General features: G+C 66.6%; 17 protein-coding genes. 9 read left to right on the top strand and 8 right to left on the bottom strand.

Translation table 11 applies throughout. The features are described from left to right. Positions 1-73: 73 nt before the first annotated feature. The 8 genes from ACIPK7_RS21495 to ACIPK7_RS21530 all read left to right on the top strand — a co-directional run bounded on the left by ACIPK7_RS21495 (position 74) and on the right by ACIPK7_RS21530 (position 10345). Positions 74-703: a YqiA/YcfP family alpha/beta fold hydrolase gene (locus ACIPK7_RS21495; protein ID WP_401090052.1), complete on the top strand. Its 630-nt coding sequence runs from the start codon at positions 74-76 to the stop codon at positions 701-703. Between the two features lie 11 nt (positions 704-714). Beyond that, positions 715-2610: a DNA topoisomerase IV subunit B gene (parE, locus tag ACIPK7_RS21500; RefSeq protein ID WP_138214018.1), complete on the top strand. Its 1896-nt coding sequence runs from the start codon at positions 715-717 to the stop codon at positions 2608-2610. Continuing rightward, positions 2610-3638 carry an esterase-like activity of phytase family protein gene (locus tag ACIPK7_RS21505; protein WP_401090054.1) on the top strand — a complete coding sequence of 343 codons (1029 nt, stop codon included), beginning with the start codon at positions 2610-2612 and terminating at the stop codon, positions 3636-3638. Before parE ends, ACIPK7_RS21505 begins: the two co-directional genes overlap by 1 nt. Continuing rightward, positions 3635-4159 carry a TIGR02281 family clan AA aspartic protease gene (locus ACIPK7_RS21510; protein WP_192434059.1) on the top strand — a complete coding sequence of 175 codons (525 nt, stop codon included), beginning with the start codon at positions 3635-3637 and terminating at the stop codon, positions 4157-4159. Before ACIPK7_RS21505 ends, ACIPK7_RS21510 begins: the two co-directional genes overlap by 4 nt. Positions 4160-4166: 7 nt before the next feature. After that, the gene (parC, locus tag ACIPK7_RS21515; RefSeq protein ID WP_192434060.1) at positions 4167-6431 is read left to right on the top strand and encodes a DNA topoisomerase IV subunit A; all 2265 of its coding nucleotides are present in this window, start codon (positions 4167-4169) and stop codon (positions 6429-6431) included. 151 nt (positions 6432-6582) lie between these two features. Beyond that, a complete protein-coding gene (locus ACIPK7_RS21520; protein WP_192434062.1) occupies positions 6583-7305 on the top strand; it encodes a membrane integrity-associated transporter subunit PqiC in 723 nt (240 codons plus the stop codon). A gap of 245 nt (positions 7306-7550) precedes the next feature. Then, entirely contained in the window at positions 7551-9107 is a 1557-nt protein-coding gene (locus ACIPK7_RS21525) for an ArnT family glycosyltransferase (protein ID WP_401090338.1), read from the top strand. Then, a complete protein-coding gene (locus tag ACIPK7_RS21530) occupies positions 9107-10345 on the top strand; it encodes a calcineurin (protein ID WP_192434388.1) in 1239 nt (412 codons plus the stop codon). The genes ACIPK7_RS21525 and ACIPK7_RS21530 overlap by 1 nt, the downstream gene beginning before the upstream one ends. 1 nt (position 10346) lies before the next feature. Here ACIPK7_RS21530 and ACIPK7_RS21535 read toward each other — a convergent pair whose 3' ends face one another. Further along, positions 10347-10883, bottom strand: coding sequence for a metal-dependent hydrolase (locus ACIPK7_RS21535; protein WP_192434064.1), 537 nt, complete (start codon positions 10881-10883; stop codon positions 10347-10349). A 49-nt stretch (positions 10884-10932) separates the two neighbouring features. Continuing rightward, positions 10933-12501: an AhpA/YtjB family protein gene (locus ACIPK7_RS21540; RefSeq protein ID WP_192434066.1), complete on the bottom strand. Its 1569-nt coding sequence runs from the start codon at positions 12499-12501 to the stop codon at positions 10933-10935. A 234-nt stretch (positions 12502-12735) separates the two neighbouring features. Between ACIPK7_RS21540 and serB the strand changes: the two genes are divergently transcribed. Then, positions 12736-13947 carry a phosphoserine phosphatase SerB gene (gene serB, locus ACIPK7_RS21545; protein ID WP_401090058.1) on the top strand — a complete coding sequence of 404 codons (1212 nt, stop codon included), beginning with the start codon at positions 12736-12738 and terminating at the stop codon, positions 13945-13947. Positions 13948-14017: 70 nt separating this feature from the next. Here the strand turns inward: serB and ACIPK7_RS21550 are convergent, their stop codons facing one another. The 6 genes from ACIPK7_RS21550 to ACIPK7_RS21575 all read right to left on the bottom strand — a co-directional run bounded on the left by ACIPK7_RS21550 (position 14018) and on the right by ACIPK7_RS21575 (position 22472). Next, the gene (locus ACIPK7_RS21550) at positions 14018-16102 is read right to left on the bottom strand and encodes an EAL domain-containing protein (RefSeq protein ID WP_401090060.1); all 2085 of its coding nucleotides are present in this window, start codon (positions 16100-16102) and stop codon (positions 14018-14020) included. A gap of 65 nt (positions 16103-16167) precedes the next feature. After that, a complete protein-coding gene (locus ACIPK7_RS21555; RefSeq protein WP_401090061.1) occupies positions 16168-17976 on the bottom strand; it encodes a molecular chaperone in 1809 nt (602 codons plus the stop codon). Positions 17977-18104: 128 nt separating this feature from the next. Continuing rightward, the gene (locus tag ACIPK7_RS21560) at positions 18105-19082 is read right to left on the bottom strand and encodes an HPP family protein (RefSeq protein ID WP_401090063.1); all 978 of its coding nucleotides are present in this window, start codon (positions 19080-19082) and stop codon (positions 18105-18107) included. A gap of 75 nt (positions 19083-19157) precedes the next feature. Continuing rightward, the gene (gene asd / locus ACIPK7_RS21565) at positions 19158-20027 is read right to left on the bottom strand and encodes an archaetidylserine decarboxylase (RefSeq protein ID WP_401090064.1); all 870 of its coding nucleotides are present in this window, start codon (positions 20025-20027) and stop codon (positions 19158-19160) included. Between the two features lie 3 nt (positions 20028-20030). Beyond that, entirely contained in the window at positions 20031-20846 is an 816-nt protein-coding gene (rhdA, locus tag ACIPK7_RS21570; RefSeq protein WP_401090066.1) for a thiosulfate sulfurtransferase, read from the bottom strand. Between the two features lie 114 nt (positions 20847-20960). Continuing rightward, on the bottom strand, positions 20961-22472 hold the full coding sequence (locus tag ACIPK7_RS21575; protein ID WP_401090068.1) for an HDOD domain-containing protein: 1512 nt from the start codon (positions 22470-22472) through the stop codon (positions 20961-20963). Between the last annotated feature and the right edge of the window lie 125 nt (positions 22473-22597).

Below are 22597 nucleotides of genomic sequence, written 5' to 3' on the forward strand. Positions count from 1 at the left end.
GGTCACGCTTCGAACGCCTTGCGACGCTGACCCACTTGCGGCATGCCACTTGCAGCTTGTAGCCTCCCGGCCCATGACCGCATTCCTCTATATCCACGGATTCAACAGTTCGCCCGGCTCGCAGAAGGCGCGCCAGTTCACGGCTGCCATGGAGCGCCTGGGTCTGGCCGACCAGCTGCGCGTGCCCGCGCTGCATTACCATCCGCGCAAGGCTTTGGCGCAACTGGAAGCCGCCATCGCCGAACTGGGCCAGCCGCTGCTGATCGGCAGCTCCCTGGGCGGTTACTACGCGACGTACCTGGCCGAGCGCCATGGCCTGAAGGCCGTGCTGATCAACCCGGCCGTGGCGCCGCACCGGCTGTTTGACGGCCAGCTCGGCCCGCAGACCAACTACTACAGTGGCGAGACCTGGGAACTGACCCCGGACCACGTCGCTGCGCTGGCGGAACTTGAAGTCCCCGCGCCCATCGACGGCTCGCGCTACCAGGTGTGGCTGCAGACCGCCGACGAAACCCTCGACTACCGCGCCGCCGAGCGTTACTACCGAGCAGGTGCATTGCGCATCGAATCCGGCGGCGACCACGGCTTCCAGCGCTTCGTCAGCCATCTGCCGGCGCTCCTGGCCTTTGCCGGGGTGCCGTCCAGCCAGTGGCGCGACGTGGATTTCTCCGAATTTGAAGCCATCACCTCTTCGACTGATTAAGCAGGAACCCCATGGCCCAGCAGAACGCCTATAACGCAGACGCCATCGAGGTTCTCTCCGGCCTCGACCCGGTGCGCAAGCGCCCGGGCATGTACACCGACACCTCGCGGCCCAACCACCTGGCCCAGGAAGTCATCGACAACAGCGTCGACGAAGCCCTCGCCGGCCACGCCAAGAGCGTGCAGGTGATCCTCCACGAGGACAACTCGCTGGAAGTGATCGACGACGGCCGCGGCATGCCGGTGGATATCCACCCCGAAGAAGGCGTGCCCGGTGTCGAGCTGATCCTTACCAAGCTGCACGCTGGCGGCAAGTTCTCCAACAAGAACTACCAGTTCTCCGGCGGCCTGCACGGCGTGGGCATCTCGGTGGTGAACGCGCTGTCGACCCTGGTCGAGGTGCGGGTCAAGCGTGACGGCAACGAGTACCGCATGACCTTCGCCGACGGCTTCAAGTCCAGCGACCTCGAGGTCGTCGGCACTGTCGGCAAACGCAATACCGGCACCAGCGTGCACTTCTGGCCGGACGCCAAGTACTTCGACTCGCACAAGTTTTCCGTCAGCCGCCTCAAGCACGTGCTCAAGGCCAAGGCCGTGCTGTGCCCGGGGCTGCTGGTCAGCTTCGAGGACAAGTCCAGCGGCGAGCGCATCGAGTGGCACTACGAGGACGGCCTGCGTTCCTACCTGGTCGACTCGGTCTCCGAGAACCTGCGCCTGCCCGACGAGCCGTTCTGCGGCTCGCTGGCCGGCAACAAGGAAGCGGTGGACTGGGCCCTGCTGTGGCTGCCCGAGGGCGGCGAATCGCTGCAGGAAAGCTACGTCAACCTGATTCCCACCGCCCAGGGCGGCACCCACGTCAACGGCCTGCGCCAGGGCCTGCTGGATGCGATGCGCGAGTTCTGCGAATTCCGCAACCTGCTGCCGCGCGGCGTGAAGCTGGCCCCGGAAGACGTCTGGGAGCGTATCGCCTTCGTCCTCTCGATGAAGATGCAGGAGCCGCAGTTCTCCGGCCAGACCAAGGAGCGCCTGTCCTCCCGCGAGGCCGCCGCGTTCGTCTCCGGTGTGGTCAAGGACGCCTTCAGCCTGTGGCTCAATGCCCACCCCGAGCTGGGCCTGCAGCTGGCCGAACTGGCCATCAGCAACGCCGGCCGCCGCCTCAAGGCGGGCAAGAAGGTCGAGCGCAAGAAGATCACCCAGGGCCCGGCGCTGCCCGGCAAGCTGGCCGATTGCGCGGGGCAGGACCCGATGCGCTCCGAGCTGTTCCTGGTGGAAGGTGACTCCGCCGGCGGCTCGGCCAAGCAGGCGCGCGACAAGGAATTCCAGGCGATCATGCCGCTGCGCGGGAAGATCCTGAACACCTGGGAAGTGGACGGCGGCGAGGTGCTCGCCAGCCAGGAAGTCCACGATATCGCCGTGGCCATCGGCGTCGATCCGGGCGCGGCCGACCTCAGCCAGCTGCGCTACGGCAAGATCTGTATCCTCGCCGACGCCGACTCCGACGGCCTGCACATCGCCACCCTGTTGTGCGCGCTGTTCGTCCGTCACTTCCGCCCGCTGGTGGAAGCCGGCCATGTCTACGTCGCCATGCCGCCGCTGTTCCGTATCGACCTGGGCAAGGAAGTCTTCTACGCCCTGGACGAAGCCGAGCGCGACGGCATCCTCGACCGCCTGGCCGCCGAGAAGCGCCGCGGCAAGCCGCAGGTCACCCGATTCAAGGGCCTGGGCGAGATGAACCCGCCGCAGCTGCGCGAAACCACCATGGACCCGAACACCCGCCGGCTGGTCCAGCTGACCCTGGAAGACACCGAGGGCACCGTGGAGATGATGGACATGCTGCTGGCCAAGAAACGCGCCGGCGACCGCAAGTCCTGGCTGGAAACCAAGGGCAACCTGGCGGACATCGCCTGATGCGCTGGTTGTTGGCTTCGCTTGGGCTTTGTGCCGGCCTTGCCGTCGGCGCCCAGGCTCCCAAGGCTGTCGCGCCGCTCGCCGCCCCCCTGGCGCCGGCGTCGCTGCAGTTCGTCGCGGAACACCCGGTGGAAGGCATGCCCAGCGGCAATCTTTCCGGGCTCGCGCTGTGCGGCAACGAGATGTGGACGGTGTCCGACCGTGATGACGACCGCATCTACCGCCTGTTGATCGACGAGACGCCGGGCAAGGCCTGGCAGGCCAGCGCCGAACCCTTCCTGGTGCCGGGCACGCCGGAAAGCGGCCTGTCCTGGGGTACCCGCGCGCGGGTCAGCATCGGCGGCCTGCTGCGCGGCGGCGCCATGGACTTCGAAGGCATCAGCTGCGACCAGGCAGGCAACCGCTATGTGGTCAGCGAGGGTTATGCTGCCGTCCTGCTGCTACCCGCCGTTGGCGAGCCGAGCTGGCTGCCGTTGCCGCAGAACCTGCTGCGTCAGGCCCGCGCCAGTGGCCTGCTGATGGAATTCAATGCGCTCTACGAAGGTATCGCCATCAGCGCCGACGGCAAGCAGCTGTGGCTGGCCGCCGAGCGTCAGCGCCGCGGCCTGCTCAAGGTGCATAACGAAAACGGCACCTGGAAGTGCGATGGCAACTGCGTGATGCTCAGCGAAGGCGGCACCGCGCTGCCGCCCCCGGAGCTGGGCGCCGAGCGCGCCCTGCCAATCGATTTCTCCGACCTTGCGCTGTACAAGGACAAGCTGTTCACCCTGGAGCGCCTGGCGCACCAGATCTGCCGCCGCGATCCGAAGTCCGGCGCGCAGGAGCTGTGCTGGTCCTTCGCCGCTGGCGCCCTGGCCCCGGAACGGCGCTATGACCTGCCCTATGGCGTGGCCGAAGCGCTGATCCTCGACGACCAGGGCGCCTGGATCGGCCTGGACAACGGCGAGCATGCCCGTGCCGATGGCGACAGTCGCCCCTACGTGCTGCGCTTCGCGGCGCCGGCCGGCGGCTGGCTCGGTGGCAAATGAACGACGCGGTGCCGGGCAAGCGGATCGGCAAGATCATGATGTTCCTCGCCTGGGGCGCGGGCATCCTGCTCGCCACCCGCTATTTCGGTGCCTGGGAAACCCGTCAGCACAACCCCAACCCGCAGCCGCAGTCGACCCGCGGCGACGGCTACGTGGAAGTACGGCTGATCGGCAATCGTGGCGGCCACTACGTGGTGGACGGCAGGATCGGCAGCGAGACGGTGACCTTCATGCTCGACACCGGTGCCACCCAGGTGGCCCTGCCGCAGCGCCTGGCCGACCGCCTCGGCCTGCCGCGCGGCTTGCCGGTGACCCTGGACACCGCCAACGGCCGCAGCCAGGGCTGGCGCACGCGCCTGCCCAGCCTGCAGCTTGGCGACATCCGCCTGACCGATGTGCCGGCGCTGATCGCGCCGGGCATGGAAGGCGACGAGGTGCTGCTCGGCATGAGCGCACTCAGACAACTCGATTTCACCCAGCAGGACGGCACCCTGGTGCTGCGCCAGCGATCTACACCGTGAGGCACGCATGAGCGAAACCCTCGATCTGAGTCTGGAGGGCGTGGAGCGCCGGTCACTGGCCGACTTCACCGAACAGGCTTACCTGAACTATTCCATGTACGTGATCATGGACCGCGCCCTGCCGCACATCGGCGACGGTCTGAAGCCCGTGCAGCGGCGCATCGTCTACGCCATGAGCGAACTGGGCCTGGACGCGGATTCCAAGCACAAGAAGTCGGCGCGTACCGTCGGTGACGTGCTGGGTAAATACCACCCCCACGGCGACTCGGCGTGCTACGAAGCCATGGTGCTGATGGCGCAGCCGTTCTCCTACCGCTACCCGCTGGTGGACGGCCAGGGCAACTGGGGTGCGCCGGACGATCCCAAGTCCTTCGCCGCCATGCGTTACACCGAGGCCCGCCTGTCGCGCTATGCCGAGACCCTGCTGTCCGAGCTGGGCCAGGGCACCGCGGACTGGGTGCCGAACTTCGACGGCACCCTGGACGAGCCGGCCGTGCTGCCGGCGCGCCTGCCGAACCTGCTGCTCAACGGCACCACCGGCATCGCCGTGGGCATGGCCACAGACATTCCGCCGCACAACCTGCGCGAAGTGGCCGCTGCCTGTATCCGCCTGCTGGATGAGCCGCAGGCGACCATCCCCGACCTGATGGAGCATGTACAGGGCCCGGACTTCCCCACCGAAGCGGAAATCATCACCCCGCGCGCCGACCTGCAGAAGATCTACGAAACCGGCCGTGGCTCGGTGCGCATGCGCGCCGTGTACCGCGTCGAGGACGGCGACATCGTGGTCACCGCGCTGCCGCACCAGGTCTCCGGGGCCAAGGTGCTGGAGCAGATCGCCGGGCAAATGCAGGCCAAGAAGCTGCCGATGGTGGCCGACCTGCGCGACGAGTCGGACCACGAGAACCCGACCCGCATCGTCATCATTCCGCGCTCCAACCGCGTGGACGCCGAAGAGCTGATGACCCACCTGTTCGCCACCACCGACCTGGAAAGCTCGTACCGGGTGAACATGAACGTCATCGGCCTGGACGGCAAACCCCAGGTCAAGGACCTGCGCCAGGTACTGAGCGAGTGGCTGACCTACCGCACCGACACCGTGCGCCGTCGCCTGCAGTTCCGCCTGGACAAGGTCGAGAAGCGCCTGCACCTGTTGGAAGGCTTGCTGGTCGCCTTCCTCAACCTCGACGAAGTCATCCACATCATCCGCACCGAGGACCAGCCCAAGCCGGTCCTGATGCAGCGCTTCGAGCTCTCCGAGCTGCAGGCCGACTACATCCTCGACACTCGCCTGCGTCAACTGGCGCGCCTGGAAGAGATGAAGATACGCGGCGAGCAGGACGAGCTGGCCAAGGAGCGCGCCAAACTACTGGCGATCCTGGGTTCCAACGCCAAGCTGCGCAAGCTGGTGCGTGACGAGCTGCTGGCCGACGCCGAGACCTACGGCGACGACCGCCGCTCGCCCATCGTCGCCCGCGCCGAGGCCCGTGCCCTGTCGGAAACCGAGCTGATGCCGACCGAGCCGGTGACCGTGGTGCTGTCCGAGAAAGGCTGGGTGCGTTGCGCCAAGGGCCACGATATCGACGCCACCGGCCTGTCTTACAAGGCTGGCGACGGTTTCAAGGTGGCCGCGCCGGGCCGCTCGAACCAGTACGCGGTGTTCATCGATTCCACGGGGCGCAGCTACTCGCTGGCGGCCCACAGCCTGCCGTCCGCCCGTGGCCAGGGCGAGCCGCTCACCGGTCGCCTGACGCCGCCGCCGGGCGCCTCCTTCGATCGCGTGCTGCTGCCGGAGGATAATGCCCTGTATGTGCTGGCCTCCGACGCCGGCTACGGCTTCGTCGCCAAGGGCGAGGATATGCAGGCCAAGAACAAGGCCGGCAAGGCGCTGCTCAGCCTGCCCAACGGCGCGCAGGTCATGGCGCCGCGCCCGGTAAACGATTTGGAACAGGACTGGATCGCCGCAGTCACTACCGAAGGTCGCCTGCTGTTGTTCAAGGTGTCCGACCTGCCGCAGCTGGCCAAGGGCAAGGGCAACAAGATCATCAGCGTGCCGGGCGACCGCGTGGCGAGCCGCGAGGAGTACCTCACCGACCTCGCCGTTCTTCCGACGGGCGCGACCCTGGTGCTGCAGGCTGGCAAGCGGACGCTCTCGCTCAAGGGTGACGACCTGGAACACTACAAGGGTGAAAGGGGCCGCCGGGGCAATAAACTGCCGCGCGGTTTCCAGCGAGTGGACGCCTTGCTGGTAGAATCGCTGTCTCAGGATTGAAACGCGGCTCGATACACTCTGCCTCTGGAGCTGAGGCGCCGGTTAAGGGATGATACGTCCCTTTGGGTAGCCGGCGCCGCGGCGCGTTGCCTGAAGTCATATTGGTTTTGTTGGAAGTAGCGCCGATATTCGGCGAATGACGGTGATCCAGATGAGCGCATTGCGCGCCTTGGCCTATCTTTCCCTCGTCAGCCTCCTCGGGCTGGCGGGTTGCACGGTGAATCGACCGACCCAGCTGTTCCAGCTGGATGCGGGCGCGGTTCCCGTCCCTACCCGTGACAACGGCGTTGCCGTACTGCTCGGCCCGGTCTCCCTGGCCGATTACCTGAAGCGCGAGACCATGGTCCAGCGTCAGGCAGACGGTATCCTCAACCTGTCCACCGAAGCCCGCTGGGCCGGCAGCCTCGAGACCAACGTCAGCCAGCAGCTGATGCGCCTGCTCTCGGGCGAGCTGGACAGCACCCGGCTGGCGCTGTTCCCGGAGAAGCCCGGCTTCACCCCGCAGGTCCAGGTCATGCTGACCATCAGCCGCCTGGACTCCGGCCCCAAGGAGCCGGCGGTGCTGGAGGCGCGCTGGCGCCTGCTCGACCAGAAGGGTGAACTGCGCGACAGCCGCGTTTTCCGCGAGGAAGAGGCGCATTCGGGTAGCGTGCAGGACCAGGTACGGGCGCAAGGCGACCTGCTGCGCAAGCTGTCCGTGCAACTGGCCCGTGACGTGCGCCCGGTTGCCGCAGCGGTTGCCGAGCAGCAGGCTGCGCCGCCACGCAAGCCGGCGGTGGCCAACACCGAGCAGGCGGCGAAGCCCAAGGAAGAAGGGCCGAAGATCCCGCTGGTGGTGCCGATCCGCACTGATGTCGAGGTCTACCGCTTCTAAGTCGATCTTCGTGATCGCAGCATTCACGGCCCGCAGAGCATAGCTTTGCGGGCCTTTTTGCTTCTACTGTGGCCCGTTTTGACATCTTCTTGACGGCCCCCGTGGTATCTACAGGGGCTTGTGCAGGTGATTGGCGCTCGGACGCTTTCCGCGCGGAACCTGCGAGAGACTCGCGCGTGTCTTCACTCCTTCAATTCTCCGGTGTTCAGGCGGATTCCGCCCTGGGTCGTCAGACGCTGTGCGTGATGCTGGCAGCGCTGGTGCTGTTCCTGCTTGGTGTGCAGGGCGATGCCTTCGTCGGCTTCGATTCGCGCTTCGTGTTGTTCGCGCGCGAAATGCTGCGCCACGGGCCAGGCTGGTTCCCGACCACCTACGGCGCACCCTATCCGGACTATCCGGCCACCTCGACCTTCCTGACCTACCTGTTGTCGCTGCCGCTGGGCCGGGTCACCGAGTTCACCGCATGGCTGCCCACCGCGCTGGCCGGGGCGATCTGCGCCGGCGTCGTGTACCGCCTGGTGGCTCCGTTCTCGCGCTCCTGGGCGCTGGTCAGCGTGGCTATGCTGCTGCTGACCGCCACCTTCGTCAGCGAAACACGGGCTGTCTCCCTGGATCTGATGGTGGCCGCCGTCGGCCTGCTTGCCTTCTACGTTGCCTTCCACGCCGAACGCCATGGCGTCCCAGGCTTGCTGCTGCGCCTCTTGCCGCTGTTGCTGCTCGGTTTCGCTCTGCGTGGCCCGTTGGGGCTGGTGGTGCCGGCGGGCATGGTGTGCAGTCAGCTGCTGCTGGACCGGCGCTGGAAGCCGCTGTTCGCCTTCTCGGCGAGCGCGCTGGCGCTGCTGATTCTCTGCGTCTTCGCGCTGATCGCCCTGGCGCGTTCGGTAGGGGGCGAAGTCTTCGTCCAGGACGTCCTGCGGATGCAAGTGATCGGTCGACTGGACGGTTCTGCTGGTTCCAGCGACGCGCTGTATTACTTCCGAAGCTCCCTGGGCAATTACGCGTTGGCCTTCCCGCTGGCACTGCCGGCACTGGCGCTGCTCTGGCAGCGTCGCCGCGAGCCGGCGTTCCGTCTGGTAGCGGGCTGCGCCCTGGCGGCGCTGGTGGTTATGGCCGGGTTGTCGGTGCCGCAGGCCAAGAAGGCCCGCTACATCATCGCGCTGGCTCCGCTGGCCGCCATCGTGGCGGGGTACCCGTTCATGGTCGCCGGCAGTCGACTGGCGCAAGTGCTGCGGGGCTTGCTGAGTGTGCTGTGGGTGGCCCTGCCGGCCTTGTTGCTGGTGGGGTTGTGGCTGGCCTGGAAGCGTTATCCGCAGGAGCTTGCCGCGTTGGGCTGGCGCTTGCCGGCGTGTATCGTCGTGCTTGCCGCGCTGCTGGTATTTGGCGCGCTGCGCTGGCGACGTCCAGCAGCATTGGCGCTGGGCGCTGCGCTCGCGCTTTGGGCAAGTTACATCCTGGTTTTCGAGCCGATGGAACACCGCCTGTATGACAGCCAGGGCTTTTCCCGCGAAGTGTTGCGCCAGCTCGATGCCCAGCCTGCGCCCCTGGCGCTCTATGGCATGGCGCCGGACGCGCAGGCGATCAAGCTCATGGTCAACCTCGACCGCGACCTGAGGCCACTGTTCCTCGACCGCCCGGAACAGTTGGCAGCGCAAGGCGGCCCGTTCTACCTCATGATCCAGGCCCGTGATGCCAAGCGCATGGCCGCCTCCTTGCCTGCCGCCTCCGAGTTGCTGTTCGAAGGCAGCTTCGACAAGGAAACCTTCCGCCTGCTGCGCCTTCCCGGAGTGGGCTCCAACCCGTGATGAAAGCATTGACTTCCCTGCTTGCCGGCTGCCTGTTGCTGAGCGGCTGCGGCGATTCCGATACCCAGGATGTGGTCGAGCGGGACCAGGCATTCTTCCGCCAGCACCCGTTGCCGGCGCTGGAGATCGCTTCAGGCGACGGCAGCTTCGTGCTGCCGTTGTTGCCTGATACCCAGTTCTACGCGGAGAACAACCACCGCAAGCGTCACCTGTTTCGCAGCGAGCAGCGCTTCCCCGGCCTGCCGTATCAGCCGGCGCTGGCGTTCTTCGCGCAGACTTTCTGGCTGGCCAAGTACGCCGAGGTACTGCAGGTCCCGCTGGTGGTGCACCTGGGCGACGTGGTGGAAAACGCCGGTGTCGCCACCCAGTGGCAGACCGCCAGCGGCGCCATGCGCACGCTGGAGGAGCGCGGCGTGCCCTATAGCATCGCTACGGGTGAGCGTGATGTGCACGAAGAGGCCAGCACGGATGACCGCCGCTCCTTCCTCGATCGTTTCGCGGATCACTTCGGCCCCGAGCGAGCCGCCTGGCAGAGCACCTACGTCGGCAGCGATCCCAAGGGCCTGAGCCAGGTGCACCTGTTCCAGCGCTACGGCCAGTCGTTCCTTCTGCTGGCGCTGGACTGGAGCCCTTCCGAGGCTACCCTGGCGTGGGCGCAGAGCGTCATCGATGAGCATCCCCATGTGCCGGTGATCCTCGCCTCGCATAGCATCCTGAGGCCCAGCGCTGGTGGCGTGGCGGAGCTGTCCCGCGAAGACAACGCCAGCGGCGCGCGGTTGTGGGATCGGCTCATTCGCCGTAACGATCAGGTATTCCTCACCCTGAACGCCCATTCCGATGGGGCAGTGCATACGCGGATGCTCAACGACCTGGGGCACAGCGTGGACATGGTGATGGTGGACTACCAGCACCAGTACCTGGGCGGTAATGGCCTGCTGCAACTGCTGGAACTGGACCTGCGGCGCAACAGCCTCGCCGGTTTGTCGCTGTCGCCCTGGGTGCTGTGGAAGCGCCAGTTCTACCCTCAGGCGTACAAACCCTGCGCGACGCCGCAGGCCCTGCATGATTGCGATCAGCTGATGCCGGAAGATTCTCCCGGCTGGGACAACCGCTTCCGGCTCGAACTGGATTACCAGGCGCGGTTCAGCAGCTTCAAGGGTTACAGCGCGAAGCTGCCTTTGCCGAGCGCGCAGGCGCCGTTGCTGGAGCAGCTTCAGGTGCAGCTGGGCAAGCGCTGAGTCAGTTGCTCCGACGCACTGCGCGGCGTAGGCCGATGCCGGCCGCCGCCACGCCCAGGCAGGGCAGCCAGACCCAGCGCGCCTCCGAGATCAACACCTCCAGCCCGCGCTGGCTGAAGAAGCGCGATAGGCCGATGGGCGAGACTTCGATGGGGTGCAGCGGCAGGAAGTAGCGCTGATCGCTCCACGGCCAGAACCATGCGACGCCCAGGCCGCCGTCTGTCATCGCATCCAGCACGCTGTGGGAGGCGGTGGCGAGTCCCATCCACAGGCCGGCCTTCAGCGGGCCGCTGCCCAGCGGGCGGCAGCACAGCGCCCCGAGCGCACCCATGCATGCCGCGAACAGCAGGGAATGGCTGAAGCCGCGATGGCCGAACGCGTCGTTGTAGGCAATGCCCAGCTTGAAGGCAAGCACATCGAGGTCGGGTAGGCAGGCGGCGAGCATGCCGGCCAGGAGCAGGCGTGGCGGGATGAAGCGCGAGCCGAGCGCAAGACCCACGGCGAGCGCGGGCAGGGGATGGGTGATCAGGGTGGTCATGGAATCCTTTCCACGAGGGGCCCGGCGGCCCCTTTCTTTCTATTGGGGGTCAGGTGGTGCGCAGGGCGCGCATGCGCGAGAGCTGGCGTTCGAGCATGGAAGGATAAGGTTCCTTCAGCCATTCCACGCAGCAGGCGTTTTCCGGGCTGGCGATAGGACGAATACGTGCGCGCTCGCGGACTTTTTCATCGTCGCCGATGGACTTCTCCACCAGCAGCAGGTTGCGGCTGTGCTGGCTGAGGGCTAGCGCATCCTGAGCGGAAGAGTCCTGCAGCAGCTCGGACTGTTCGAGGTCGGCGATGTCCTCGCCCAGCACCAGGCCCAGTTGCAGTTGCAGGGTGATGCCGCTGTCGGCCACTTCGATCTGCAGGGCATGGCCCAGGGCGCGCATCAGCTCGCCGCAGCACAGGGCGTTGGTGAGGAACTCTTCGTCCTGGTCGCGGCTGTGGAAGAGGATCAGGCTGCCGCCGTCGCTGAGGGTGTAAAGCGTGCCCTTGTACAGACGCGCGGCCTGTTCCAGGCAGTCGCGGTATCGCTGCAACAAATCGACCAGTCGCGCCCGCGGCAGGCGGCGCAGTTGTTCCTGGGCGCCCAGTTGTACGGCCAGCACGGCGCTTGTGCCGGCGGAAACCGGCTCCGGCTCGGCTTCGGGCTCTTGTTCTTCGACGCCGATCTCGTCTTCGGCTTCCTCGTCCGTCACCGCCTCGAACTCTTCCTCGGGGAAGTCCTCGTCGGCTTCGGACTTGCGGCGCGCGGCGGGAGCGAGCAGTTCGTCGTCGGAGAAGATGTTCTCGTCGAATTCGTGTTCGTCAGTGGCGTCGGCAGCTTCCAGAGAAGGCTCCTTGGCTGCGGGCTTGCCAGCCTTGGCAGGCGCTTTCGGACGCGGTGCGGGGGTGCTGATCACCGGCTCGGGGACCGGCGGCTTCTCTGGCGCCAGGCGCGCCTGGAGCTGGCGGGCGAGGTCGCCGATCTCGTTCTGTAGACCGGCGCCGGGCGCGCTGTCGTCCGGATCGCGCAGCCAGACACGAAGCTGTAGCAGGGGGGTGGAAATCTGCCGCCCCAGGCGCAGGCCGAAGGTCAGGGTGAGCAGCAACAGGATCAGGCTGATCAGCCCCATGCTCTGCAGGCTGACGGTCATCGGCTGCTCGAATTGGTGCATGTCGAGGCTGATGCGCAGGTGGCCGGCGATCACTTCCTGGAAGGTGATGGGCGTGGAGTACAGGCCCTCGGCGTCGCCCAGCAGGCCTTGCTTGGGTCGCGTGCCGGACTCGGCAAGGATGCGGTTGTCCACGCTGTAGATGGCTGCGTGGGCCACCAGCGGGTTTTTGGTCAGGTTGTTGAGCAGCACATTGAGGCTGAGGATGTCATTGGACACCAGCAGCTCGGTGGCCGACTGCGCGGTCTGCGTGGTCAGGCTCTGGCCAAGGGCATCGGCCTGCTGCTGCATGGCCTGCTTGAACTGCAGGCCCATCACGCAGGCGTAGATCACCAGGGCCGTGGCCACCAGCAGCAAGCCGTGGACGGCAATGCGCAAGGCAATCGGCACGCGGCGCTGGCGCAGGGCGTGGAAGAGCAGCAGGAAGAAATTGTCAGGCTTGACGGAGGTGGGCCGGGTCACAGCGGGCTCGGTCTTCTTTAGGGCAGATGCGGGGCAGTATAACGATGCCCTACCGAGGGGCAAAGCGCCGCAGGCGCTGTCAAGGCGGCGAAAGTCTGCGCGCTGCATCGATCAGGCGTGCATTCCGATCGGCGGCGCCGTCTCTTGCTCCGGGTGCTGACGGGCGAGCGGAGCATCCGCAAGCAATGAAAGCAGGTAGAATGACCGCCTTTTTTCCATGGCGGAGACAGCGCCTTGCGCGAGATCGTCCTGATCAACATCACCGGGGAAGACCGCCCCGGCCTCACCGCGGCCATTACCGGCGTCCTGGCGCAGGGTGGCGTGAACATCCTCGACATCGGCCAGGCGGTGATCCACGACACCCTGTCCTTCGGCATCCTGGTGGAAATCCCGGATAACGAGCGGGCCTCGTCGGTGCTCAAGGACGTGCTGTTCACGGCCTACAAGCTCGACCAGCAGGTGCGCTTCACGCCGGTCTCCGAAGACGACTACCGCCAGTGGGTCGGTGGCCAGGGCAAGCCCCGCCACATCGTTACCCTGTTGACTCGCCGGGTGACCGCTGAGCAGCTGCAGCGCGTCAGCTCGATCACCGCCAAGTACGGCCTGAACATCGATCAGATCGATCGCCTGTCCGGGCGCATGCCGCTGGATATGCCGGCCGACGAGGGCAAGGGCTGCATTGAGTTCTCCGTGCGCGGCGAGCCTGCCGATCCGGCGGCCCTGCGCGCCGAGTTCCTCAGCGTTGCCCAGGAGCTGAACGTCGACATCGCCTTCCAGCAGGACTCGGTGTTTCGCCGCAACCGTCGCCTGGCGGTATTCGACATGGACTCGACGCTGATCGAGGCTGAAGTGATCGACGAGCTGGCCAAGGCCGCGGGAGTCGGCGAGCAGGTCTCCGAGATCACCGAGCGCGCTATGCGCGGTGAGCTGGATTTCCGCGCCAGCTTCAAGGAGCGCCTGGCGCTGCTGCAGGGCCTTTCCGAGGGCGTGCTGGAAGAGATCGGCGCTTCGCTGCGCCTGACCGAAGGCGCCGAAACCCTGTTCGCCGAGCTCAAGCGCCTGGGTTACAAGACCGCGATTCTTTCCGGCGGCTTCAGCTACTTCGCCAAGCAACTGCAAGCAAAGCTGGGCATCGACTACGTGTTCGCCAACGAACTGCAGATCGTCGACGGCAAGCTGACCGGCGTGGCCATCGAGCCCATCGTCGATGCACAGCGCAAGGCGGACCTGCTGCGCGAACTGGCGGCGAAGGAAGGCCTGCAACTGGAGCAGACGATTGCCGTGGGCGACGGCGCCAACGACCTGCCGATGCTCGGCCTGGCCGGGCTGGGCGTGGCGTTCCGCGCCAAGCCGCTGGTCAAGCAGTCGGCCAAGCAGGCGATCTCCACCCTCGGCTTGGATGGCATTCTGTACCTGCTCGGCTTCCGTGATCGAGAAGGCGCCTGACCTGCACTGAGCGACCCGGAATGAAAAAGCCGCCCTTCGGGGGCGGCTTTTTTGCATCTACCGGTCGGATTCACTCATCCGAGGCGAAGTCGTAGTCCATCGCCTGGCTCGGGCCCTGCAGGTAACGACCCTGGATGTAGTTGGCGCCGGCCTGCCACAGGGTGGCGAGGGCGGTGGCGCTTTCCACCATGGGCACGATGGTCAGCTTGGCCTGGGCGTGCAGGCTGGCCATCAGGGTCTTCAGGTTTTCCTGGTTCTCCGGGACGTTCAGGTCCTGCACGTAGGAGCCGTCGACCTTCACGAAGTCAACGTTCATGTGCTTGAGCGTGTTGAACGGGTTGAGCGCGCAGCCGAACTGGCAGAGTGCGATCTGGCAGTGCAGCTCGGCCAGACCCTGGCTCAGCACCTTGGCCTGACGCAGGAAGGCGATGGCGTCCGGTTCGCTGATCTGCACGATCAGTGCGTCGGCCGGCAGGCGCGAAGCCTTGAGGGCCACGCTCAGCCACGGCAGCAGTTCCGGGTCCTGCAGGCTGGAGCTGGAGAGGTGCACGAAGAGTTTGGTCTCGTGTCCCTTGGCGCGATGCTCGGAGAGCAGCTTGATGGAGTTGAGCAGTACCCAGCGGTCGATCTTCTCGGCCAGGCCGCTGGCCTTGGCGGCGTTGAGGAAATCAGCCGGCGGCACTTCCTCGCCCTGCGGGTTGAGCAGGCGCAGCAGCACTTCATAGTGCTCGTGGGTGTCGCCGCGCAGGCTGATGATCGGCTGGAACAGCAGGCGGAAGCTGTTCTGCTCCAGCGCCTGGCGGATGATCGCGCTGATGTCGCCACGGTAGGCGGCGGCGGCCAGTTCGTCGGCCGGATTGAAGACCTTCAGGCCGTTGCCGTTCTTCTGGGCGACCTCGTCGGCGCCACGGTGGGCACGTTCGATGACGTCCTGGGCGCGGGTGGTCTTCTCGTCCAGCCCGGCAGTGCCGATGGACAGCGTGACCTGGGCGCTGCGGCCATGGATGTCGAACAGGTGGCCTTCGATTTTCTTCAGCAGCGAGTTGAAGCGTGGTGCGGATTGCTCCGGGGCTTCACCCGGCAGCAGCACGGCGAATACGTCGTCACCCAGGCGCGCCAGCTGGGCCGGCTCGGGGAACTGCGCGCGCAGCAGGTTGCCCAGGTCCGCCAGCAGCAGGTCGATGCTGGCGACGCCCAGGTCCAGTTGCAGCGCCTGGGCACGGTCGAGTTGCATGTAGGCGAAGGTGGCCGGTTGGCCGGCGGTCACCGCGCGCTCCACGGCGCTGTCCATCAGGTCGAGGAAGTGGGCGCGGTTGAACAGGCCGGTGACCAGGTCCTGGCTGCTGACTTCGCGGAGTTTTTCCTCGAGCTGGGCGTTGTCAGACTCGGCGCGGATCACCACCTGGATGCACGGCTCGCCGTCATAGGTGGCGGGCGAGAAGGTCATGCGCGCGGCGAAGGCCTGGCCGTCGCTGCGGATGCCGCTGCAGGCGAGGTCGGCGTTGTCTTCGCTGCTTTCCTTGGTGATGTGGTAGCCCTTGAGGAAGTCCTTGAAGGTGGCCTGGTCGCAGCCGGCGATCAGGTCGATCATCGGCATGCCTTCCAGTTCCTCGGCGTCCTCGTAGCCGAACAGGCCGACGTAGGCGCGGTTGGCGTAGATGTGCATGCCGTCGTGGACGTAGGTGATGGCGTCCACCGAGCTGTCCAGCAGCAACTGGCAGCGCTTCTCCGCTTCGCGCAGGGCAACTTCGGCGGAGCGGCGCGCGCGGCGTTCCTCAAGGTTGGCCAGCTCGCGGTTGGCCACCAGAATCAGGCGCTCGTCCTCGCCTTGCGGCAGGGCATCCTGAGCGCCGAGGGCCAGGGCCTCGGTCACGGCGTCGGAATCATTGCCGCTGACCAGTTGGATGAAGGGAATGTCCTTGGCCTGGCGGCGAATGGCGCCCAGCGCTTCGCTCGGGTCCAGCGCCTCGGCTTCCGGGGCGGCGATCAACAGGTCCCAGCCCTGGGGCAGGATGTCCGTCAGGTCTTCACTGGAGGTAATGCGGTGGACGCGGGTCGCACGACCGGCGTTGCGGAACAGGCTGACCAGGCGCTCGGCTTCGTTCTGCGAGTCTTCCAGGATCAGCAGGCGGATGGTTTTCTTTTCATTGGCCATGAGGAAGGCTGCTTATACCGCGCTGGACGGCAGCAAAAAGGCGACGAAAGGGAAGTCCCCGGAATCTACAGAGACTTCCACAGCGAGTCAAAGTCTTCCTCCCCGCCAGGGCCGCGAGCGTTCGGGGCTGTGATGGGCTTATCGCTCGGTGCGCCGGCGGCATCCTGTGCCTGGTATTCGAACTGGGTGAAGCTGGCGGTGGCGGTGACCTTGCGCGTCAGGCTGGCGCGGCGTTCATCCCCATGCAGGTTGAGCTGCACTCGGTTGCCTTCCTGGAAGGGCAGGCGCGGGGTGATGACGGTGGCCGGGCGGGAGATCGCGGCGATTTCCGGCAGCAGCAGGGCGCGCAGGTACTGGCTGCCCTGCTCGGTCTTGCGCAGCAGCTGCAGGCCACAGGGCTGGGCGAGCGGGGCGATCAGCTCGATACCCATCTGCGTGCCGCCGCCACGGACCTGGCGGATCCAGCGCACCACGGCGACGCTCCAGCTGTGCTCCGGGGTGTCCTGGATGCCGAGCAGTTCGCCGGCTTGCAGCTGGCTGGGAATGTCCTTCGGCCAGGTCAGGCAGTAGCCGCCGGGGCTGTGGTTGACAATGGCCAGGGTGTGTACCGGGTAATCGTCGCGCGGAGTTTCCGTCACCCCACCCAGGGCACTCTCATCGGTGGAGCGCGGTGCGGTGTACTCGATCTCTTCCAGCGGCATGCCGGGTTGCCAGTCGTTGAGCTTCTGCGCGTCGAAGGCGTCGGACCAGGCGTCTTTCACCTCGGTCTTGAAGGTCGGTATCTGTTCCTGCACCTGAATCTTCAGCAGGTCATTGAAGCTTCTGCGGCCGGCGAGGAAGTAGTGCAGGGCGCTCATACCGATGCACAGGGTCAGTTGGCTCTGACCGGGCGTGCGGTGGAAGGTGCGCTCGGCGATATCGCCCCAGGCCGCGGCTAGGTGCTGCAGCAGATCGATGCTGACACCCTCGGGCACCTTGAGGCGGGCCTGCGCGCGGTTTTCCGGGGGCAGCAGGAGGTATTCGCGGATCACGTCCACCAGCGGCTGCGGGTCGATGCCCAGGGCGCCGACGAGGTCGCTCTCCTTGAACAGGGTGCGGTAGCGCGGCGGGCCATCCACTTGCGGAACTACGACGAACAGGGTGGAGGGCGCATCGGCGGCCTGCACTTTCACCTGCGCCGCCCAGCCCTCGAGGACTTCGGCAACGCGGGCGATGTTGTTCTGGCGCATCTGGTTGCAGCGCGCAGAGCCGAGCATCAGCGCCACCAGGTAGGACTGTTCGATGGACAGTCCCTGGGCCTGGCGGGCCAGCGCGTCGCGCACCGGGGTGTGTTGCAGACCGTGCTGGCGGGCCAGTTGGTAGAGCTGGTGGAGTTCCAGCCAGAGGTTTTCCGGCACCGGGCAGTACAGCTGCGAGGCGCGCACCAGCGGACCGCAGAGGCTTCGGATCGCGCGCTGGATGGCAGCGGTCATGACCTGGGCGCGCTCGCGGGTGAAGCGCGAGGCTTCGCGCACGACAATCAGCTTGTAGCCGATGGCCAGGTGGTTCTGCAGTGCCTGGCAGAGGTTGGCGACCTTGCGCGGACGTTCGTCCAGGACGATGGACTGGTTGAGGAAGTGGCGTTCCAGGTTATGGCAGACGAAGTGCACTTCCGGGCGGAACAATTCCAGCAATTGCAGACGCGTCTCGACCGGCAGCTTGAGCTGGTTGAGTTCGATCAGCCCCTGGTAGAGCTGGCGGGCCGTTTCCCCGAGGTTGGCCTTGGGCAGGTGATCCAGCCAGTTTTTCAGCTCGCGCGGGTTGGCGTTGCAGAAGCTCAGGCTCTCGTGCGTCGGGGTGGGAACACGCAGAAACTGCTGGGGACTGTTGTCCATGGCGGGAATGGTTTCTCCACAATCCGCTTCGTTGTACGAACCGGTTGGTCATAACTGTCGGCTTTTTCCGAACTCTAGCAGCATCCGTCGCCCGCCGCAGCCCATCGCCCGGATGGTGCGCGCGCAGGTCACGCTGGCGGCGCTTCGCCTTTGATCTGGCGTTGCAAGGCGTTTTTCGCCGAGTCCTGCGCCGTGCTGCGTACCCAGCCGTCGCCCTGGGCGATCACCGGATGGGCGGCCCAGTCGAGCAGATCCTGGCGGCGGCACACGCCGGTGTTGCCCTTGCCGGCGCCGGCCACCACCTTGTAGACCACCTGGTCCTGGCGGCCGCGCTTGTCCGGGTGGTCGTCGATTACCTGGCGCACGGCCCAGGCGTCGCCGCTCAGGGCGTTGCTGTAGCAGGCGCCGAGCTGGATGTCGTCTGGCGTCAGGCGCTGCGCCTGGGCGTGTTCCTGGGCCAGTTGGAGGATCTTCAGCAGGTCGTCGAACTGCACGTCGATGAAGGAATCCATTTTGCGCAGCGCGTGGTAGAGGTCTTCCGGGGACGGGCCGGCGGGCAGCTTTGGCGAGCCCGGCAGGCGCGCCAGCGGCGCGGGGTAGCGGCGCCAGGCGAACAGCCCGTTGAACAGCACGGCGACGGTGAGAATCAGCACCACGTTGAGCAGCACCGGGCTGAGCACGTAGTGGAAGCCCAGCGCGGTGACGGCCGGGCCGCCGGAAACCGCTGCCAGCGCGGTGGCGCCACCCGGTGGATGGATGCAACGCGCGTAGTGCATGACCAGGATCGCCGCGCCTACCGCCAGGGCGGGGGTGAAGGGCTGGTCGGGAAAGAGTTTCTGGCAGACCACCCCGACGATGGCCGAGAGGACCTGGCCGCCAAGCACGGCCCAGGGCTGCGACAGCGCGCCATGGGGCACGGCGAACAGCAGCACGGCGCTGGCGCCCATCGAGGCGACGACCCAGATGGCCGCTTCGCTGGGCAGGACCCAGTGAGTGAAGGCATAGATGGCGGCGATGCCGCACAGCGCTCCAATTGCGGAGAGCCATTTTTCCAGATGACTGGTGGCATTTGTCCGCCAGCCGAAGAGATGCAGGAAGTGTTTCATGGCAGGGAAGTGGCACGGTGAGGCGAAAAGCGATGGCGGGCGACTCGTTGGCCGCCCGCCTTATAAGAGTGGGCGTCAGCCCTGGCGCGCGCCACCCAGGCGCTCGCCCATGCGCACGGCGCTGGTGGCGGCGAGGTTTTCCGCCCAGCTGACTTGCTCGGGTCCGAACAGCACGATGGCGGTGGAGCCCAGCTTGAAGCGGCCCAGTTCTGCGCCCTTTTCCAGGTGGATCGGCGCGCGGGACGCTTCGTCGTAGGAGAAGGACTTCAGCGCGCGCTTGGGCGGCGTGACCAGGCCGGCCCAGACGGTCTCGATGGAGGCGACGATCATCGCCCCTACCAGAACCACGGCCATCGGCCCGCGCTCGGTGTCGAAGATGCACACCACGCGCTCGTTGCGGGCGAAGAGTTCCGGCACCTGCTCGGCGGTCAGCTGGTTCACCGAGAACAGGCGGCCCGGTACGTAGACCATCTCGCGCAGGGTGCCGGCCAGCGGCATGTGTACGCGGTGGTAGTCCTTGGGCGACAGGTAGACGGTGGCGAACTCGCCGCCCATGAAGGGCGCGGCGCGCTCGGCGTCGCCGCCCAGCAGCTCCATCAGGCTGTAGCTGTGGCCCTTGGCCTGGAACACGCGGCCGTGCTCGATCGGGCCGAGCTGGCTGATGGCGCCATCAGCGGGGCAGAGCACCGCGCCTTCACTTTCGTCCAGCGGGCGCGCGCCTTCTTTCAGGGCGCGGGTGAAGAAGGCGTTGAAGTGCTCGTAGGCACGCAGGTCCTCGACCTGGGCTTCGCGCATGTCCACCTGATAGCGGCGAGCGAACCAGGGAATCAGCCGGTCCTTGAACCAGGGCGCGCGGCATTCCGCGGCGCAGCCGATCAGGCGCGACAGCAGGTGATGCGGCAGCAGGTACTGGGCGAGGATGAACAGACGATCTTTGAACGACATTCCTTAAACCTCTACGGGGGTGTCGGGATGGTTGCCCCATTCCGACCAGGAACCGGCATAGCCCTTGACCCGCGGATAGCCGAGGGCCTTGGCCACCAGGTAGGTGAAGCCGGAGCGGTGGTGGGTCTGGCAGTGGGTGATCACTTCCTTGTCCGGGGTGATGCCCAGGTCCTTGAGGATCTGCGGCATATCGGTACGGATGCGCAGGGCGCGGGCCGGGTCCATGCCGGCGGTCCATTCGAAATTGACGGCGCCGGGCACGTGGCCGGCCTTGGCGGCGAGGACTTTCTGGCCGCTGTATTCGCTGGGGTTACGGGCGTCCCAGACGGCCAGGTCGGCGGCGCCCAGGCGGCTCTGCAGGTATTCGCGGGTGGCGGTGGGCTCGTCGTGCAGGGTCAGCGGCAGTGGGCCGCCGGCCGGCGCCGGGACGTCCTCGGAGAGCGGCAGGCCGTCGGCGAGCCAGGCGTGCAGGCCGCCGTCGACGTAGTGGTAGTTGCTGTGGCCGATCACATCCAGCAGCCATATGAAGCGGCCGGCCCAGCCGCCGCCTTCATCGTCGTAGACCACGTAGACGGCATCAGGGTTGTGCCCCAGTTCGCCGAACAGCGCTTCCAGGTCGGCCTTCGCCGGCAGCAGGCCCGGTGCCGGCGTGCCGCCCAGCTGGGTGCGCGCAGGGGCAACGAAGCGGGCACCGGGGATGTGGCCCTGGGCATAGCGCGCAGCGCTGGTCAGGTCGACCAGAATCAGTTCGGGGGCGTCGAGGCGGCTGGCGAGGTCAGCCGGTTCGATCACCAGGGGCAGGGCGGAGAAGGCGGACATGTCGGAGTCTCCCGGCGGGAACGGTGGGGGAGGCAACGTGAGCAGGCGCCCTGGGCTACCCCGTGAGGGCGGTTAGTTTAAAGGGGACGAGGCGGGGCGCAAACCTTTCGCGGATCAAGCGCCTCGCGCCATGTGTTTCACCGCGTGCTCGACGCACTGCATGGTGCGGCCAAAGGCCTGCGCGTGCAGGTCTGCCAGCGGCTGGCCGTGGCGATCGCAGACGACCAGCATGACGACCCGCACGCCATTGCCCAGCGAGCGCAGCAGCAGGTGTTCGCTGGGGATCAGCGCCTTCAGCGCGCCGGGAATCAGCGCCGAGAACTCAGCCATGTTGGCCGGGCTCAGGCGTAACTGTCCGGGTTGTTGCAGGAGTTTGCGCAGCACCGGGCTGGCGGCGACTTCCAGCTTGAAGTCGCCGATCTCGCTGTCCAGGCCGAAATGCCGACGCGCCTGCAGCCAACTGCCGCTCTTGTCGGCCAGCAGGATGATCCCGCGTTGCAGCCCGCAGGCCTTTAGTGCGTCGGTGGCGCAGTCGAGCAGTTGCACGGCGTTGCCGAACGGGCTGGGCGTCTGCATCAGGCGGGTGCAGTGCTGGCGCCATTGCGCCAGGGTGTCTGGCGCCTTGGCGGGTTCCTCGGCTTTCGGCCCGTTGAGCCAACGGCGGGCTTCCCAAGGCCAGAGCAGCGCCTCGGCTGGGTGCCAGAGCTGCGGGCGGGCGTGGCGCCGGGCGCTCTGCGCGGCGAGGCCGTGGACAGTCCGCTGCAGCTCGTCCAGAGGCATCTGCAGGTAGAGACTGGTCAGGCGCTGCCAGCGCAGCATGTGCACGCCGCCCCAGGACTGGTGCGCGGCCATGGCGATGCTGTTGGCGAGGAGGATGGTGTTGGCCGGGCGGGTCAGCCAGCGCTGCAGCTCCGGGTCGGCGTCCAGGCGCTGCTGCTGTCCCAGCGCATCGTGTTCGGTGTGGGCGACATGCAGGGCGCGCACCAGCAGGCGCTTGTCGTCGCTGAGCAGGGCGTAGCCCTGGCCGACCCAGTCTGGCAGCCGCCAGCTGTCGGCCAGCGCACGGCACAGCGGCAGCAGGCGGGTGCCAAGTAGTTCCTCTTCGACTTCGCTGCTGCAGCGGCCCAGGCCGTAGACCTGGCGCTGCCAGTTCTCCATCAGCTCCGGTCTTGCGGTGGCCAGCGCCCACAGCGGTGCCAGGGTGAACAGGCTGCCCCAGTGGATTTCCTGCCAGAGCCGCGCCAGGCGGTTGGCGAACAGGCCGCTGGCCTGCTGCATGGCGTGGCGGCTGATCAGCAGCAGCTGGTTCAGCGCGCGCGGCATCTGCGCTTCGGGTACCGCGGGCAGGCTGTCGAGCAACTGGCTGGCGCGGCTCAGGCCCAGGCGGTTGAGCGCGACCTCCAGGCTTTCCGCCGGATTGTCCCGTGCGCTCTGCGCCCGGTTGGCTTCGCGCAGGATGGCGAAAGCCAGTGTCGGCGCGTCCTGCAACAAGTCGGCAATATCGCGGATCGAGCGCCGGCTATCGTTCAACGCACGGCGAATGTCATCGCGCTGCTCCAGCGGAACCGGCAAAGGCAGATCTTCCAACTGGTCGAGCCAGGCCTTGAGACGCTCTGGATGAAGCATTTGCTTTGACATGCGTGAGGCGCCGAACTGGTTTTTAGTGTTTTCGGCCTATAGTCTTGCCCGAAATCTCCGATAACAACAGGGAGGCGGGAAACATGCCTCCCTTTCTGTTCACCGTTTCAGTC

Source organism: Pseudomonas sp. NPDC086581 (genome assembly GCF_044746165.1).
GTDB lineage: Bacteria > Pseudomonadota > Gammaproteobacteria > Pseudomonadales > Pseudomonadaceae > Pseudomonas.